This window comes from Pseudomonas sp. NPDC089392 (assembly GCF_044749595.1).
In the GTDB taxonomy this organism is placed as follows: domain Bacteria; phylum Pseudomonadota; class Gammaproteobacteria; order Pseudomonadales; family Pseudomonadaceae; genus Aquipseudomonas.
Window position 1 is genome coordinate 25,948 of record NZ_JBIVIF010000028.1, and the last position, 14,843, is coordinate 40,790.

Consider the following 14,843-nt stretch of genomic DNA (forward strand, 5'->3'; position numbering starts at 1 on the left):
GGCGCTCATACCTGGGCCACCACAGCCCTCAAGTCGTTCTTGGCGACCTTGTTCGACGGGTTCAGCGGCAGCGCCGGAAAGAACCGTACCTGGCGCGGTACCTTGTAGTTGGCCATGCGCTCGCGGCTCCAGCCGATCAGCGCCTGCTCGTCCAGCTGCTGCCCCTCGCGCAGCACCACACAGGCACAACCCACCTCGCCCATGCGCGCATCGGTTATGCCGATCACCGCCACCTGGGCGATGGCCGGGTGCGCCAGCAGCGCGGCTTCGATCTCTGCCGGGTAGCAGTTGAAGCCGCCGACGATGTACATGTCCTTGAGGCGGTCGGTGATGGCCAGGTTGCCCTGCGGGTCCAGGCGCCCGACGTCGCCGGTGTGCAACCAGCCCTCGGCGTCGATGGCCTCGGCGGTGGCGGCCGGGTCCTGGAAATACCCCTGCATGATGTGGAAGCCGCGCAGGCAGATTTCCCCGGTCTCGCCCTGGGGCAAGGCGCGGTTGGCCGCGTCGCGGATGCTCACTTCGGTGCCTGGCAGGGGCCGCCCGCTGGTGCCGGCAATGACTTCGGCCGGGGCCTGCGGGTCGCACAGGGTGGCCAGGCCACCGCACTCGGTCAGGCCATAGGCGGTGGTGACCACGCTGAAACCCAGCTCGCTGCGCATGCGCTCGATCAGGCTGGGCGGGATGCTCGCCGAGCCGGTCACGGCAATGCGCAGGCTCGACAGGTCGGTTTGCGCCAGGCGCGGGTGGGCCAATAGCGACAGGTACAAGGTCGGCGCCCCCGGCAGCACGCTGATGCGCTCGCGGGCTATACGCTGGAACACTGCCTCGGCATCGAATACCGCGTGCGGCAGAATGGTTGCCCCGGCAATCAGGCAGGTCAGCCAGCCGGCCTTGTAGCCGAAGGCATGGAAGAACGGGTTGACGATCAGGTAGCGGTCGCCCGGCACCAGCCCCAGCACCCGCACGTACTCGGAGAATGCGCGCAGGTTCTGCCCATGGGCGCTCATCACCCCCTTGGGTTTGCCGGTGGTGCCCGAGGTGAACAGCAGGTCGCAGATGGCCTCGGGCTGGATGCTCAGGGCCCTGCGCTCGGCCGTGAGCTTCTCGATGGTCGCGGCGCCGACCAGAAACTGCGCGTAGCTCAGGTCCTGCGTGGTTGCTGGTTGCTCGCAGGCGAAGATCACCTGATGCTCCAGGGTGGCCGGGCGATGCGGCGCCAGCAATGCCGGGTAATCGACCTCCAGGAAACGCTGCTGCACGAACAGCACCCGGCAACCACTGCGGCCCAGCACATCAGCGGCCTCGGCGCCCTTCATGCGGGTGTTGACCGGCACCAGCACTGCGCCGGCGCAATGAATGCCCAGCGCCGCCAGGATCCACTCGCGGCCGTTGGGGGCCCACAGGCCAACCCGGTCACCCGGCTGGATGCCCAGCGCCATCAGGCCGCGGGTAACTTGCAGCACCTGCCCTGGCAGGTCGGCGTAGTCCAGGCGCTCGCCGTTTTCTTCGATGGCGATATGGCCGGCAAAGCGCTGCGCACTGGCGAACAGCAGTTGGGCAATGGTGGCAGGCGCAGCAGTGTTCAGAATCGGATTCATGCGAAGTTCGCTCATCGGCATCACTCGGGAAAGCGGATACGCAGCACGGGGCTGGTGGGGACCGCCTGGCAGGCCAGGATCCAGCCTTCGGCCAGTTCGCCGGCATCCAGGGCATCGTTGTGCAGCAACTCGACTTCGCCGCTCTCCAGGGTGCACATGCACGAGGCGCAACCGCCCACGCGGCAAGCGCTGGGCGGGTTGAGGCCGGCGCGGTGCATGGCATCGAGCAGCGTCTCGCCGCTGGCGCAGTCCAGACTGTGGTCGGCGCCATCCAGCCGTACCGCCAGCTGCGCAGCCATTGCCGCCTCGCTCTGGCTGGCCTGGGGCAACTCGCCTTCACCCGGCAGCGACACGAAGCGCTCCACATGCACCCGGCCAGCAGGCATGCCGAGGCTGGCCAGCGCCTGCACGGCGGCATCCATGAACGGTGCCGGGCCGCAGATGAAGGCCTGGGCATCGAGCATTGGCCGGGCCAGCTCGGCCAGTTGCGCCACGCTCGGCACGCCTTGCAGCGAGTCCAGCCAATGCACCACCTGCAACCGCTGTGGGTGGACGGCGGCCAGCATGCGCAGCTCATCGCGGAAGATCACCGAGTGTTCGTCGCGGTTGGCATAGATCAGCAGCACCCGCCCCTGCCCGGCCAGCAGCGCCGAACGCAAGATCGACAGCACCGGCGTCACCCCGCTACCGCCACCGAACAGCAGCAAGTCGCCTTGCAGGTCGCGCGGCACGAACACCCCGGCCGGCGGCAGTACCTCCAGGGTCTGGCCTTCCTGCAGTTGCTCACACAGCCAGTTCGAAGCGCGCCCGTCACGCACCCGCTTGATGGTCACCCGCAGTGGCTCGTCGAGCAGCGGCGTGCTCGACAGCGAATAACAGCGCGGCAGCCAGCCGCCGTCGAACGGCACGCGCAGGGTCAGGAACTGCCCCGGTTTGTAGCGAAAGCGCTCGGCCAGCGACTCGGGCACGTCGAACACCAGCGAACGGGCGTCGGCGGTTTCCTCGATCACCCGCGCCACGCGCAAGGCAAGATAGTCATTCATGGTTCAGGTACTCGCTGTCACCCGGCTCAGACGAATGGATCGGGGTTGGGCAGGCCCAGCTGCACCGCACCGAAGCTGCGCCCGTAGGCCATGAAGTTGTTGGCGATGTGCCCGCGCGCCTGGTGCAGGTCGCGGAACAGCCGCGCCACCGGGTTGCTGTTGTACAAGCCCGACGCGGCCATGCTGCGCAGCAGGTCGCTGGCCCGCTCGGCGCAGATATTGGTGACGTAGGACGACTGGTAGCGGTACAGCAGGCGGGTTTCGGTGTCTGGGTACTCGCCGGCACGGGCCAGTTGCATCAGGTGCTCGTAGTTGCGCTCCAGTACCAGCTTGAGGCTGTCGACGGTGATCACCGCCTCGGCCACCGCCGTTTGCGCGACCGGGTCGTCGGCGGTGCGCGCGCCGTGCTTGCCGATGTGCTGGGCGGCGTTCTCGCGGAAGGTATTGATTGCCCCTTGCAAGGCGCCAATGGCCGATGTCGAGACCGCGCGGGAGAACACCTGGGCGAACGGGATGGCATAGATCGGGTTGGTGTTCACCAAGCGCCCCGGGGTCGCTTCGATCTGCCAGTTGTTGGTGCGTTGCACGCGGTGGGCCGGGACGAAGGCATCTTCGACCACGATGTCGTGGCTGCCGGTGCCACGCAGGCCCAGCACATCCCAGTTGGGTTCGATACGGTAGTCGGCGCGCGGCAGCAGGAAGGTGCCATGCTCGCTGGCAAAGTCGCCATCGGCCGGCAGGATGCCGCCCAGCAACACCCATTGGCAATGTTCACTGCCACTGGAGAACCCCCAGCGCCCGCTGATGCGGTAGCCACCCGGCACCACGCTGACCTTGGCCGCCGGCATGTAGGTAGAGGAAATCAGCGCGCCATGGTCCTGCTCCCAGACCTCGCGCTGCGCCTCGATCGGGTAGCGCGCCACCTGCCAGGGGTGCACGCCCATTACGCCATAGACCCAGGCGGTCGACATGCAGCCTTCGGCGAGGATCATCTGGATTTCGAAGAAGGTCCGCGGGTCGACTTCGTAGCCGCCAAAGGCGCGCGGCTGCAGGGCGCGCAGCAAACCCGCCGCCTGCAGATCGTCGATGGTCTGGTCGGGAATGCGCAGGTCGCGCTCGGCCTGTGCCGCGCGGGCCTTGAGCTGTGGCAGCAAGCGCCGCGCTCGTTCGATCAGTTCGACTTCTTCCTGGGTCTTTTCTCGCAAGCTGTGCATCACTGGTCTCTCCCGGTCTCGCTGCGCCACTGCGCGAGCTGGGAACGATCATCAAGGCGGCCAGGCGATCGTTCATCGTCAAAGCGGACTAGTGCTGGCGCGCCCTGGGCGCTAGTCCGTTGAGACGATGTACGCCCGCGCTGGCATGACCATAGTCAGCCCCATCCAGTGCCCTGAGCCCCAAAGAGGAGAAACCGCCATGAGCATCCTGCAACGATTCCGTATCGACGGCGGCGTCGCCATCGTCACCGGCAGTGGCCGTGGCATCGGCCGCGCCATTGCCCTGGCCTACGCCGAAGCCGGCGCCGATGTGGTATGCGCTGCGCGTTCGCTGGATGATGTCCAGGCAGTGGCCGAGGAAATTCGCGCGCTGGGGCGCAATGCACTGGCGTTCGCCTGTGATGTCAATGACAGCGAGCAGCGCCAGGCCCTGGTCCGCCAGAGCCACGAGCACCTCGGCCGTATCACCCACCTGGTCAACAATGTCGGCGGCGGTGGCCCCAACGACCCGCTCAGCCTGAGCCCGGAGCTGTTCGACGAGATCCTGCGCTTCAACGTTTCCAGTGCCTATGCGTTCTGCCAGCTGTGCGTACCGCTGATGCGCGACGCCGGTGGCGGCAACATCGTCAACATCAGCTCGGTGGCGGCGCGCTACTCGCAGCGCCACTTCAGCGCCTACGGCACGGCCAAGGCGGCGCTCAGCCACCTGACCCGCCTGTTGGCCCAGGACTTCGCGCCGCAGGTGCGGGTCAATGCGGTGGCCCCCGGCCCTACCCTGACTGCCGCGCTGAACAGCGTGATGCCGGCCGCCATGCGCCAAACCATGGAAGCCAACACCCCGCTGCAGTGCCTGGGCAGCCCCGAAGATATCGCCGCCGCTGTGCTGTACCTGGCCTCGCCGGCTTCCGCCTGGGTCACCGGCAAGATCATCGACGTCGACGGTGGTGCCGATTCCAGCGTCTGGGTCGGCTGACATTCCCGTTTTCTCAAGCCGGCCTCCCTTTTGCTCGGGCCGGCTTTTTTTATTCCCTCCCACAGAGAGCCCCCGCCATGGACGCCCATCTGATCCAAGCGCTCGGCGACGAGCTGTTCGACGCCCTGCGCGGCCGCCAGACCTTGCAACCACTGACCCGCCGCTATCCGGCCCTGACCCTCGACCAGGCCTACCGCATCTCGCTGGCTTTCCTGCAACGGCGCGAAGCCCTGGGCGAGCGCGTGGTTGGCAAGAAGATCGGCGTCACCAGCCGCGCCGTGCAGGAAATGCTCGACGTGCACCAGCCGGATTTCGGCTTTCTCACCGACGCCATGCAGGTGGAGGATGGCAGCGAGGTCAGCCTGGCCCGGCACCAGTTGATCCAGCCGCGCGCCGAAGGTGAGATTGCCTTCATGCTCGGCGAAGACCTGCACGGCCCAGGCATTACCGCCGAGGACGTGCTGGCCGCGACGCAGTGGGTGATGCCCTGCTTCGAGATCGTCGACTCACGCATCGACGACTGGCAGATCCGCATCCAGGACACCGTGGCCGACAACGCCTCGTGCGGCGTGTTCGCCCTTGGCAAGCAACGCCTGGACCCGCGCACGCTGGACCTGGCCAAGGTGCAGATGCAATTGCTGAAGAACGGCCAGCCGGCCGGCAGCGGCCTGGGCTCGGCGGTACAGGGCCACCCCTGCGCGGCGGTGGCCTGGCTGGCCAACACCCTCGGCGAGCTGGGCATCCCGTTCCGCCGCGGCGAAATCATCCTTTCCGGCGCCCTGGCGCCGCTGGTGCCGGTCACCGCCGGCGACCGTATCAGCCTGAGCATGAGCGGGCTGGGCCAGTCCAGCCTGCGCTTCGTGCCCTGACTTTTCCCTGGAGCCATGAACATGAGCAAGAAGATCCGATGTGCATTGATCGGGCCGGGCAACATCGGCACCGACCTGCTGTACAAACTCAAGCGCAGCGAGGTACTGGAGCCGGTGTGGATGGTTGGCATCGATGCCAGCTCCGAAGGCCTGGCACGCGCCCGCGAAATGGGCCTGAAAACCACCGCAGACGGCGTGGATGGCCTGCTGCCGCATGTGCTCGACGACAACATCCAGATCGCCTTCGATGCCACCTCGGCCTACGTGCATGCGCAGAACAGCCACAAGCTCAATGCCCTTGGCGTGCTGATGATCGACCTCACGCCGGCGGCCATCGGCCCCTACTGCGTGCCACCGGTCAACCTCAAGGCCAACCTCGGGTTGGGGGTGATGAACGTGAACATGGTCACCTGCGGCGGCCAGGCGACCATCCCGCTGGTGGCAGCGGTGTCCAGCGTGCAGCCGGTGGCCTATGCCGAGATCATCGCCACCGCTGCGTCTAAATCGGTAGGCCCGGGTACGCGCAAGAACATCGACGAATTCACCCGCACTACCGCCAGTGCAGTGGAACAGGTGGGCGGCGCCAGGCAGGGCAAGGCAATCATCATCATCAACCCGGCCGAGCCGCCGTTGATCATGCGTGACACCGTGCACTGCCTGACCGACGACGAACCCGACCAGGACGCGATCCGCGCTGCCATCGAGGCAATGATCACCCAGGTGCAGCGCTATGTACCGGGCTACCGGCTGGTCAACGGGCCGGTGTTCGACGGCAAGCGCGTGTCGATCTTCATGGAGGTGGAAGGCCTGGGCGACTACCTGCCGCGCTATGCCGGCAACCTTGACATCATGACGGCGGCAGCGGCGCGTACTGCCGAGCTGTTCGCCGAGGAAATCCTCAAGGGCGAGCTGGTGCTGCACCCTGCCCCCACTGCCCTGGCCTAAGGAGCTGAGCATGGACCTCAACGGCAAACGCATTACCGTACATGACATGTGCCTGCGCGATGGCATGCACCCCAAGCGGCACCAGATCAGCCTGGATGAAATGCAGCGCATCGCCTGCGGCCTGGATGCCGCCGGGGTGCCGCTGATCGAGGTGACCCATGGCGATGGCCTGGGCGGCAGCTCGGTCAACTATGGCTTCCCGGCGCACAGTGACGAGGCCTACCTGTCGGCGGTGATCCCGCTGATGAAGCAGGCCAAGGTTTCGGCGTTGCTGCTGCCGGGGATCGGCACGGTGGAGCACCTGAAAATGGCCCATGGCCTGGGCGTGAGCACCTTGCGGGTGGCCACCCACTGTACCGAGGCCGATGTCAGCGAGCAGCACATCGCCCATGCCCGGCACCTGGGCATGGACACCGTGGGCTTCCTGATGATGGCGCACATGAACAGCCCCGAGGGCCTGGCCAGCCAAGGCAAGCTGATGGAGAGCTACGGTGCCAACTGTATCTACCTGACCGATTCGGCGGGCTATCTGTTGCCGCACCAGGTGAGTGAGCGGGTGGCGGCCATGCGTGCTGCGCTGCGCCCGGAGACCGAGATCGGTTTCCATGGCCACCACAACCTGTCGATGGGTGTGGCCAACTCGATTGCCGCGATCGCGGCCGGGGCCAGCCGTATCGATGCGGCCTGCGCGGGGCTAGGCGCCGGGGCCGGGAACACGCCTATGGAGGTGCTGGTGGCGGTGTGCAAGCGCATGGGCATCGAGACCGGGGTAGATGTATTCGCCATTCAGGACGTGGCCGAGGACCTGGTGGTGCCGATCATGGACTTCCCGATCCGCAGTGACCGCGATGCGCTGACCATGGGCTACGCCGGGGTGTATGGCTCGTTCCTGCTGTTCGCCAAGCGCGCCGAGCAGAAGTATGGCGTGTCGGCGCGGGAAATTCTGGTGGAGATGGGCAGGCGCGGGATGGTGGGTGGCCAGGAGGACATGATCGAAGACACCGCGATGACCTTGGCCAAGCGCAGGGCCTGAAGGGCCTTTTGCGGGACAAGCCCTATTGCCAGTCAGTTAAGCGGTAAGGGCTGACGGGGGCTTGCCTTGGGATTTTGGTTGCCTGTGAGATCGAGCGCCGCCCGCGCGGCGCTTCGCGGCTAAAGCCGCTCCTACGTTTGTTTCGGGCCAATTATTCCTGTGGGATTTGCGCGCGAACGCCTTGGCGCATGGCTCGATATCGCGTCGTACAAACAAGGCGGTCGCGCGCGCCTGGTACAGGCGATACTGGCCCGAAACAAACGTAGGAGCGGCTTTAGCCGCGAAGCGCCGCGCGGGCGGCGCTCGATCGAATAGGCGCTGCTAAAGGCACGGAGAACACCTTGCCTTTTCTTGACTGACCGGCATCATGGCTCGCCCGCTCCCACAAAGTATTGAGGCCGAGCCTGGGCTCAGTGTTTCAGGCAGGTATCAATATTCCAGCCATACAACCACTGCACCGCATCGTAAAACTGCGCCTGCGAGCGCCCTTCCCACAGCTGGTTACGCACCAGCCGCTCAACGCCCTTGGCATGGTAAAGCCGGCCCATTTCCCGCGCCGACCACAGCACCCGCGCCGTACGCGGAATGCGGATCGACTCGTACAAACGGAACGCCGCCTGCAAGTCGTGCTCGCAGGCCTTCACCGCCTGCCCCAGCACCACGGCATCTTCCAGCGCCATGCACGCGCCCTGGGCCAGGTACTGGGTCATCGGGTGCGCGGCATCGCCCAGCAGGGTGGCCCGCCCTTCGCCCCACTGCGCCACCGGGTCGCGGTCGGCGGTAGCCCAGCGGCGCCAGGAGGTCGGCCGGTCAAGCATCTGCCGCGGCCGCTCGTGAATGCCTTCGAAGTACGACAGCACCTCTTCCTTGCTGCCATCGGTCACACCCCACTGCTCCTCGTTACGGCTGTGGAAGGTCACCACCAGGTTGTACTGCTGGCCGCCACGCAGCGGGTAATGCACCAGGTGGCAGCGCGGGCCGGCCCACAGCATCGGCGCATTGACGCGCAGGTCCTCGGGCATGTTCTGCACGTCTACCACGGCGCGGTACACCACATGCCCGGTGACCCGCGCCGGGTCGCCGACCATGCGTTCGCGAATCACCGACTTGACGCCGTCACAGCCAATGACCGCATCGGCCTGGTAGCGGTTACCCTTGCTGTCGGTCAGGGTGACGCCATGCTCGTCCATTTCCATGCCGGCGATATGGGTCGAGGTCTGGAAGCGGATCAACGGGTTCTGTTGCACCGCCTCAAGGATCGACAGGTGGATATCGGCGCGGTGGATCACGCCATAAGGGTTGCCGAAACGCTGGCGGAAGCGCTCACCCACTTCGATGCGCCCCACTTCATGGGCATCGATGGCGTCCATCATGATCAGGTGGTCGGTGAACACCGAGCGGTTGCGCGCCGCATCGCCAACACCCAGGGCATCCAGCGCGGCATAGGCATTGGGGCCAAGCTGAAAGCCGGCGCCGATTTCACCGATATGGTCGGCCTGCTCCAGCAGCAGCACCTGGATACCTTGAGCGGTCAGGGCCTGGGCGGCGGCGAGGCCACCGATGCCGCCGCCGACGATGATGATTTTCTGTGCTTCTTCGCGGGTGAACCCGCTCCTACAGGGACCGCACCTGAGGGAAATGCTGTACCTGTGAGAGCGGGTTCACCCGCGAAGAGGCCATCACAGGTCAGAGTCGAACGATCAGAGCACAATGCCGTCATAACCTGAGCCGGTGCCGACACGCAAAGAGGACGCGAAATGACCAAACCCGACCCGTCATACGCCAAATGGCTTGAAGACCGCGCCATGCTAAAGGCTTCCCAGGAACGTGCCAGCCTTTACTCGGGCCAGTCACGCCTGTGGCAGCAGCCCTACGCCGAAGCCCAGCCCCGCCGCGCCACCGAAATCGCCTCGGTCTGGCTGACGGTCTACCCCGACGCCATCATCGCCCCCGAGGGCTGCTCGGTACTCGGCGCCCTGGCCCATGAAGCGCTGTGGAAGCGCCTGTCGGAGATCGGCATCCAGGGCCTGCACACCGGCCCGATCAAGCTGTCCGGCGGCATCCGCGGTCGCGAGCTTACCCCCAGTGTGGACGGCAACTTCGACCGGATCAGCTTCGACATCGACCCGCTCTACGGCAGCGAGCCGGAGCTGATCCAGATGAGCCGCATGGCCGCCGCGCACAACGCCGTGACCATCGACGACCTGATCCCCTCGCACACCGGCAAGGGCGCCGACTTCCGCCTGGCAGAGATGGCCCACGGGCCCTACCCTGGGCTGTACCACATGGTCGAAATCCGCGAGGAAGACTGGCCATTGCTGCCCGAAGTGCCCGCCGGCCGCGATGCGGTCAACCTGCTGCCCGCCCAGTGCGATGAACTCAAGGCCCGCCACTACATTGTCGGCCAACTGCAACGGGTGATCTTCTTCGAGCCGGGGGTCAAGGAAACCGACTGGAGCGCCACCGCGCCCATCACTGGTGTCGACGGCAAGACCAGGCGCTGGGTGTACCTGCACTACTTCAAGGAAGGCCAGCCGTCGCTGAACTGGCTGGACCCGACCTTTGCCGCCCAGCAGATGATCATTGGCGATGCCCTGCATGCCCTGGACTGCCTGGGCGCGCGCGGCCTGCGCCTGGATGCCAACGGTTTTCTCGGCGTGGAAACACGCGCCAGCGGCACCGCCTGGTCGGAAAGCCACCCACTGTCGATCGTTGGCAACCAGTTGCTTGGCGGCATGATCCGCAAGGCCGGCGGTTTCAGCTTCCAGGAGCTGAACCTGACCCTGGACGATATCGCCCAGATGTCCAAGGGCGGTGCCGACCTGTCCTACGACTTCATCACCCGGCCGGCTTACCAGCATGCACTGCTGACTGGCGATACCGAGTTCCTGCGCCTGATGCTCAAGGAGATGCACGCCTTCGGCATCGACCCGGCCTCGCTGATCCATGCCCTGCAGAACCACGACGAGCTGACCGTGGAACTGGTGCATTTCTGGACCCTGCACGCCCACGACATGTACCTGTACAAGGGCCAGACCCTGCCCGGCGGCATTCTGCGTGAGCACATTCGTGAAGAAATATACGAGCGGCTATCGGGCGAACATGCGCCGTACAACTTGCGCTTCGTCACCAATGGCATTGCCTGCACCACCGCCAGCCTGATTGCGGCGGCACTGGGCATGCGCAACCTTGAACAGGTGGGTGCAGCGGAAATCGAGCTGATCCAGAAGGTGCACCTGCTGCTGGTCATGTACAACGCCATGCAGCCGGGGGTGGTCGCGCTGTCCGGCTGGGACCTGGTCGGCGCCCTGCCCTTGCCTGCCGAGTTGGTTGCAGAGCGGATGACCGATGGCGATACCCGCTGGATTCATCGCGGCGGTTACGACCTGGCCGGGCTCGACCCGCAGGCTGATCTGTCGGTGCGTGGCATGCCCCGTGCCCGGGCGCTTTATGGCAGCCTCGACCAGCAGCTGGAGCAGGCTGATTCGTTCGCCAGCAAGGTGAAGAAGCTGCTGGCCGTGCGCCAGGCCTATGGCATTGCCACCAGCCGCCAGGTGCTGGTGCCCGAGGTCAGCAGCCCGGGGTTGCTGGTGATGGTGCACGAACTGCCGGCCGGGCGCGGCATCCAGATCAGTGCGCTGAACTTTGGCCAGGAGGTGATTGCCGAGGAGCTGCTGCTGACCGGGTTCACGCCGGGGCCGGTGGTGGACATGATCAACGAGACGGTCGAAGGCGACTTGACCGAGGATGGGCGGTTGCTGGTGAACCTCGACCCGTATGAGGCGCTGTGCCTGCGGATCGTCAACAGTAGCGGGCATGTGTGAGCTGATATTGCCCTGCATAGCTCCCAACAGGGTCTGCGAAGCGCTAGCAGACACTGTTCGATCGAGCGCCGCCGGCGCGGTAAAACTGGGCAGCTATGGCAAGGTCGATCTATGGCAGCATCGATGGTTGGGCAGTGGCAGTTGAAGTTCTAGATCTTCACTGGCTGGGCTGGCCTCTTCGCGGCTAAAGCCGCTCCTACAAGGGACTGCACGGGTTCCAAATCCCGTGCAGTCCCTTGTAGGAGCGGCTTTAGCCGCGAAGAGGCCAGTACAGGCAACTTGCATTTGCAGCTCCACGGGCATAGCTTCCTGATGTTTTCCCTATCCGTGCCCAGGAGCAACTCCATGTACACCGGCATCGTCCAGGCCGTCCGCCCTCTGCTTGATGTGACCACCTACCCGGGCCACAACCAGTTCACCATCGACCTCACCCCCGAACTGCTCGACGAGCTGAAGATCGGCGCCAGCGTCAGTGTCGAAGGCACCTGCCTGTCGGTCACCGAAATCGACGGCACCCAGGTCAGGTTCGACGCCATGACCGCCACCCTCGAACGCACCAACCTGCGCTTTTTCAAGGCTGGCCAGGGCGTCAACATCGAGCGCTCGGCGAAGATGAACGCCGAAGTCGGCGGCCACCTGATGGCCGGCCACATCGCCAGCACCGCCGAAATCGTCGAGCTATCGATCAAGGAAACCGGCGCCTTCATCAAGTTCCGCATGCCGCCAGAATGGGGCAAGTACGTGTTCCCGCGCGGTTTCATCGGGGTCAACGGCTGCAGCCTGACCGTCGCCGACGTTGAGGACAACGTGATCACCATCAACCTGATCCCGGAAACCCTGCGCCAGACCACCTTCGCCAATTACAAGGCAGGCGAGCTGCTCAATATCGAGGTCGACCACCAGACCATGGTGCTGGTGGATGTGGTGGAGCGCACCATCAAAGGCACCCTGGCCCGCGAACAACTGTTGCGCTGAGGCCTGCTCGTGCTGCCCAACGCCCTCCCCGCGCGCACGGCCAGGCGGCTGCGCCTGCAGGTTTTGCGTGGCCGTGTCGGCCTCGGCCTAGTCGCCGGCCTGTCGGTGCTAGCCGGCATGACCGATGCCATCGGCCTGCTGGCGCTGGGCGATTTCGTGTCGTTCATGAGTGGCAATACCACCCGCCTGGCGGTGGCCATCAGTGAAGCAGACCTGGCCCTGGTGCTGCGCCTGAGTGGCGCAGTACTGGGCTTCGTCGCTGGCAACGCGCTGGGCGTGCTGCTGGCGCGTGGCTTCCGCCGTCGGGCCTGGCCCGTGTTGTTGGTAGTCGCAGCACTGCTGGCCTTCGCCGCGGCATGGCCGTTGCAGGCCACCTTCCCGGCGTTGTTGGCCGCCACCCTGGCCATGGGCATGATCAATGCCGTGGTCGAGCAGGTAAACGGCTTGCCCATCGGCCTGACCTACGTCACCGGCGCCCTTTCGCGCTTCGGCCGTGGCCTGGGGCGCTGGCTGCTGGGCGAGCGGCGTAATGGCTGGCGGGTGCAGCTGGTGCCCTGGGCCGGCATGCTGCTGGGCGCCGCACTGGGTGCCTGGTTGCAGCAACACCTGGGCCTGCAGGCGCTGGCCGGCAGCTCTGCGCTGGCCTGTGTGCTGGCCCTGGTGTCGCGGTTTATCCCGCGCGCCTGGCAGCGGGGCTACATGCCGCGCTGATCACTCGATGCGCGGGTGCTGTTGCACCAGCAGCTTGCGCTTGGCTTCCAGTTCGGCGATCTGTGCATCGATGTCCTCGATCTTCTGCTCGATGTTGTCGTGGTGCTCTTGCAGCAGTTCACGCGCCTCTTGAATGTCCGACGCCGCCGGTGCCGCGCCGCGTAATGGCTTGTTGGCGGTTTCCTTCATGGTCAGGCCGGTGACCAGGCCGACCACGGCGATCACCATCAGGTAGTAGGCTGGCATGTAAAGGTTGCCACTGCTTTCCACCAGCCAGGCGGCGATCGTCGGGGTCAACCCGGCTATCAGCACCGAAATGTTGAAGGCACCGGCCAGTGCGCTGTAGCGGATGTGCGTGGGGAACATCGCCGGCAAGGTCGACGCCATCACACCGATGAAGAAATTAAGCAGCACGGCAATGATCAGCAATCCGGAGAAGATCAGCCCAAGCGCACCACTGTTGATCAGCATGAAAGCCGGGATGGCCAGGGCAAAGAGCCCGACACTGCCCACCACGATGAATGGGCGACGGCCATATTTATCGCTCATCAGCCCGATGATGGGTTGCACGAACAGCATGCCGACCATGATCGCGATGATGATCAGCACGCCATGGTCTTCGCTGTAATGCAGGTTGTGCGACAGGTAGCTGGGCATGTAGGTCAGCAGCATGTAGTAGGTGACGTTGGTGGCGATCACCACGCCGATGCAGGTCACCAGGCTGCGCCAGTGCTGGGTGGCCACCTCCTTGAACGACACCTTGGGCCCCGAGGCCAGGCCTTCGCGGTCGCCCTGCTCCAGCTTGTCGACGTGCTGCTGGAACGCGGGGGTTTCTTCCAGCGCATGGCGCAGGTACAGGCCGATGATGCCCAGCGGCAGGGCCAGGAAAAACGGCAGGCGCCAGCCCCATTCAAGGAACTGCGCTTCGCCCAGGATGGTGGAAATCAGCACCACCACGCCTGCGCCTAGCACAAAGCCGGCAATCGAACCGAAGTCCAGCCAGCTGCCAAGGAAGCCACGCTTGCGGTCGGGGGCGTACTCGGCGACGAAGATTGATGCGCCGGTGTACTCGCCGCCCACCGAAAAGCCCTGGGCCATCTTGGCCAGCAGCAACAGGATCGGCGCCCAGATGCCGATGCTGGCATACGACGGTATCAGGCCGATGGCGAAGGTGCTGAGCGACATGATGACGATGGTTGCGGCGAGGATTTTCTGCCGACCGAACTTGTCGCCCAAGGCGCCGAAGAACAGCCCGCCCAGCGGCCGGATCAGGAATGGCACCGAGAATGTGGCCAGCGCCGCGATCATCTGCACGCTGGGGTCGGCGTTGGGGAAGAACACCTTGCCCAGGGCGAAGGCGACAAAGCCATACACGCCGAAGTCGAACCACTCCATGGCATTGCCCAGCGCGGCGGCGGTGATCGCCTTCTTCATCTTGGCGTCGTCGACGATGGTGATGTCCTTCAGGCCGATTGGCTGGAGGCTTTTCTTGCGAGGTTTCATGCCCGTGTCCCTGTCGATGAATGCTGTAAGGGTTCAGATACAACGGGGCGCTAAATAATTCAGCGCTTACTGAATTTTTGTGTGGGGTGTTGGTGTGGGGTCTCCTGCACTGGCCTCTTCGCGGCTAAAGCCGCTCCTACATAGGTACTGTGCAG

Annotated in this window: 12 protein-coding genes; 7 read left to right on the forward strand and 5 right to left on the reverse strand. The window is 65.2% G+C overall.

The features are described from left to right. Positions 1–5 precede the first annotated feature (5 nt). Genes ACIP1G_RS21525 through ACIP1G_RS21535 form a run of 3 tightly spaced genes read right to left on the reverse strand, consistent with a single transcriptional unit; the run spans position 6 to position 3,855 of the window. Positions 6–1,598 carry a FadD3 family acyl-CoA ligase gene (locus ACIP1G_RS21525; RefSeq protein ID WP_400740597.1) on the reverse strand — a complete coding sequence of 531 codons (1,593 nt, stop codon included), beginning with the start codon at positions 1,596–1,598 and terminating at the stop codon, positions 6–8. Positions 1,599–1,618: 20 nt separating this feature from the next. Continuing rightward, entirely contained in the window at positions 1,619–2,641 is a 1,023-nt protein-coding gene (locus ACIP1G_RS21530) for a 2Fe-2S iron-sulfur cluster-binding protein (protein ID WP_400740599.1), read from the reverse strand. A gap of 26 nt (positions 2,642–2,667) precedes the next feature. Beyond that, positions 2,668–3,855: an acyl-CoA dehydrogenase family protein gene (locus tag ACIP1G_RS21535; RefSeq protein ID WP_400740601.1), complete on the reverse strand. Its 1,188-nt coding sequence runs from the start codon at positions 3,853–3,855 to the stop codon at positions 2,668–2,670. Positions 3,856–4,054: 199 nt separating this feature from the next. Here ACIP1G_RS21535 and ACIP1G_RS21540 point away from each other — a divergent pair, with 199 nt between their 5' ends. From ACIP1G_RS21540 to dmpG, 4 genes are all read left to right on the forward strand, one after another. Continuing rightward, positions 4,055–4,828, forward strand: a complete 774-nt coding sequence (locus ACIP1G_RS21540; protein ID WP_400740603.1) for a glucose 1-dehydrogenase — start codon at positions 4,055–4,057, stop codon at positions 4,826–4,828. 77 nt (positions 4,829–4,905) lie between these two features. Further along, the gene (locus tag ACIP1G_RS21545; protein ID WP_400740605.1) at positions 4,906–5,697 is read left to right on the forward strand and encodes a fumarylacetoacetate hydrolase family protein; all 792 of its coding nucleotides are present in this window, start codon (positions 4,906–4,908) and stop codon (positions 5,695–5,697) included. Positions 5,698–5,718: 21 nt separating this feature from the next. Then, a complete protein-coding gene (locus ACIP1G_RS21550; protein WP_400740607.1) occupies positions 5,719–6,642 on the forward strand; it encodes an acetaldehyde dehydrogenase (acetylating) in 924 nt (307 codons plus the stop codon). A 10-nt stretch (positions 6,643–6,652) separates the two neighbouring features. Continuing rightward, a complete protein-coding gene (gene dmpG / locus ACIP1G_RS21555) occupies positions 6,653–7,675 on the forward strand; it encodes a 4-hydroxy-2-oxovalerate aldolase (protein ID WP_400740609.1) in 1,023 nt (340 codons plus the stop codon). 410 nt (positions 7,676–8,085) lie between these two features. Here dmpG and ACIP1G_RS21560 read toward each other — a convergent pair whose 3' ends face one another. Continuing rightward, positions 8,086–9,315 carry a 3-hydroxybenzoate 6-monooxygenase gene (locus ACIP1G_RS21560; protein WP_400740687.1) on the reverse strand — a complete coding sequence of 410 codons (1,230 nt, stop codon included), beginning with the start codon at positions 9,313–9,315 and terminating at the stop codon, positions 8,086–8,088. Between the two features lie 117 nt (positions 9,316–9,432). On the opposite strand from ACIP1G_RS21560, the gene treS reads away from it, so the two are divergent. From treS to ACIP1G_RS21575, 3 genes are all read left to right on the forward strand, one after another. After that, entirely contained in the window at positions 9,433–11,499 is a 2,067-nt protein-coding gene (gene treS, locus ACIP1G_RS21565) for a maltose alpha-D-glucosyltransferase (protein WP_400740611.1), read from the forward strand. Between the two features lie 345 nt (positions 11,500–11,844). Next, a complete protein-coding gene (locus ACIP1G_RS21570; protein WP_400740613.1) occupies positions 11,845–12,474 on the forward strand; it encodes a riboflavin synthase subunit alpha in 630 nt (209 codons plus the stop codon). Positions 12,475–12,483: 9 nt separating this feature from the next. Beyond that, on the forward strand, positions 12,484–13,185 hold the full coding sequence (locus ACIP1G_RS21575; RefSeq protein ID WP_400740615.1) for a YoaK family protein: 702 nt from the start codon (positions 12,484–12,486) through the stop codon (positions 13,183–13,185). Here the strand turns inward: ACIP1G_RS21575 and proP are convergent, their stop codons facing one another. Then, positions 13,186–14,688: a glycine betaine/L-proline transporter ProP gene (gene proP / locus ACIP1G_RS21580; RefSeq protein ID WP_400740616.1), complete on the reverse strand. Its 1,503-nt coding sequence runs from the start codon at positions 14,686–14,688 to the stop codon at positions 13,186–13,188. Positions 14,689–14,843 lie beyond the last annotated feature (155 nt).

What these genes read in the sequence shown, in the direction of transcription:
- ACIP1G_RS21525 (WP_400740597.1), bottom strand. Translation starts at nt 1,598, where the DNA reads ATGAATCCGATTCTGAACACTGCTGCGCCTGCCACCATTGCCCAACTG.
- ACIP1G_RS21530 (WP_400740599.1), bottom strand. Translation starts at nt 2,641, where the DNA reads ATGAATGACTATCTTGCCTTGCGCGTGGCGCGGGTGATCGAGGAAACC.
- ACIP1G_RS21535 (WP_400740601.1), bottom strand. Translation starts at nt 3,855, where the DNA reads ATGCACAGCTTGCGAGAAAAGACCCAGGAAGAAGTCGAACTGATCGAA.
- ACIP1G_RS21540 (WP_400740603.1), top strand. Translation starts at nt 4,055, where the DNA reads ATGAGCATCCTGCAACGATTCCGTATCGACGGCGGCGTCGCCATCGTC.
- ACIP1G_RS21545 (WP_400740605.1), top strand. Translation starts at nt 4,906, where the DNA reads ATGGACGCCCATCTGATCCAAGCGCTCGGCGACGAGCTGTTCGACGCC.
- ACIP1G_RS21550 (WP_400740607.1), top strand. Translation starts at nt 5,719, where the DNA reads ATGAGCAAGAAGATCCGATGTGCATTGATCGGGCCGGGCAACATCGGC.
- dmpG (WP_400740609.1), top strand. Translation starts at nt 6,653, where the DNA reads ATGGACCTCAACGGCAAACGCATTACCGTACATGACATGTGCCTGCGC.
- treS (WP_400740611.1), top strand. Translation starts at nt 9,433, where the DNA reads ATGACCAAACCCGACCCGTCATACGCCAAATGGCTTGAAGACCGCGCC.
- ACIP1G_RS21570 (WP_400740613.1), top strand. Translation starts at nt 11,845, where the DNA reads ATGTACACCGGCATCGTCCAGGCCGTCCGCCCTCTGCTTGATGTGACC.
- proP (WP_400740616.1), bottom strand. Translation starts at nt 14,688, where the DNA reads ATGAAACCTCGCAAGAAAAGCCTCCAGCCAATCGGCCTGAAGGACATC.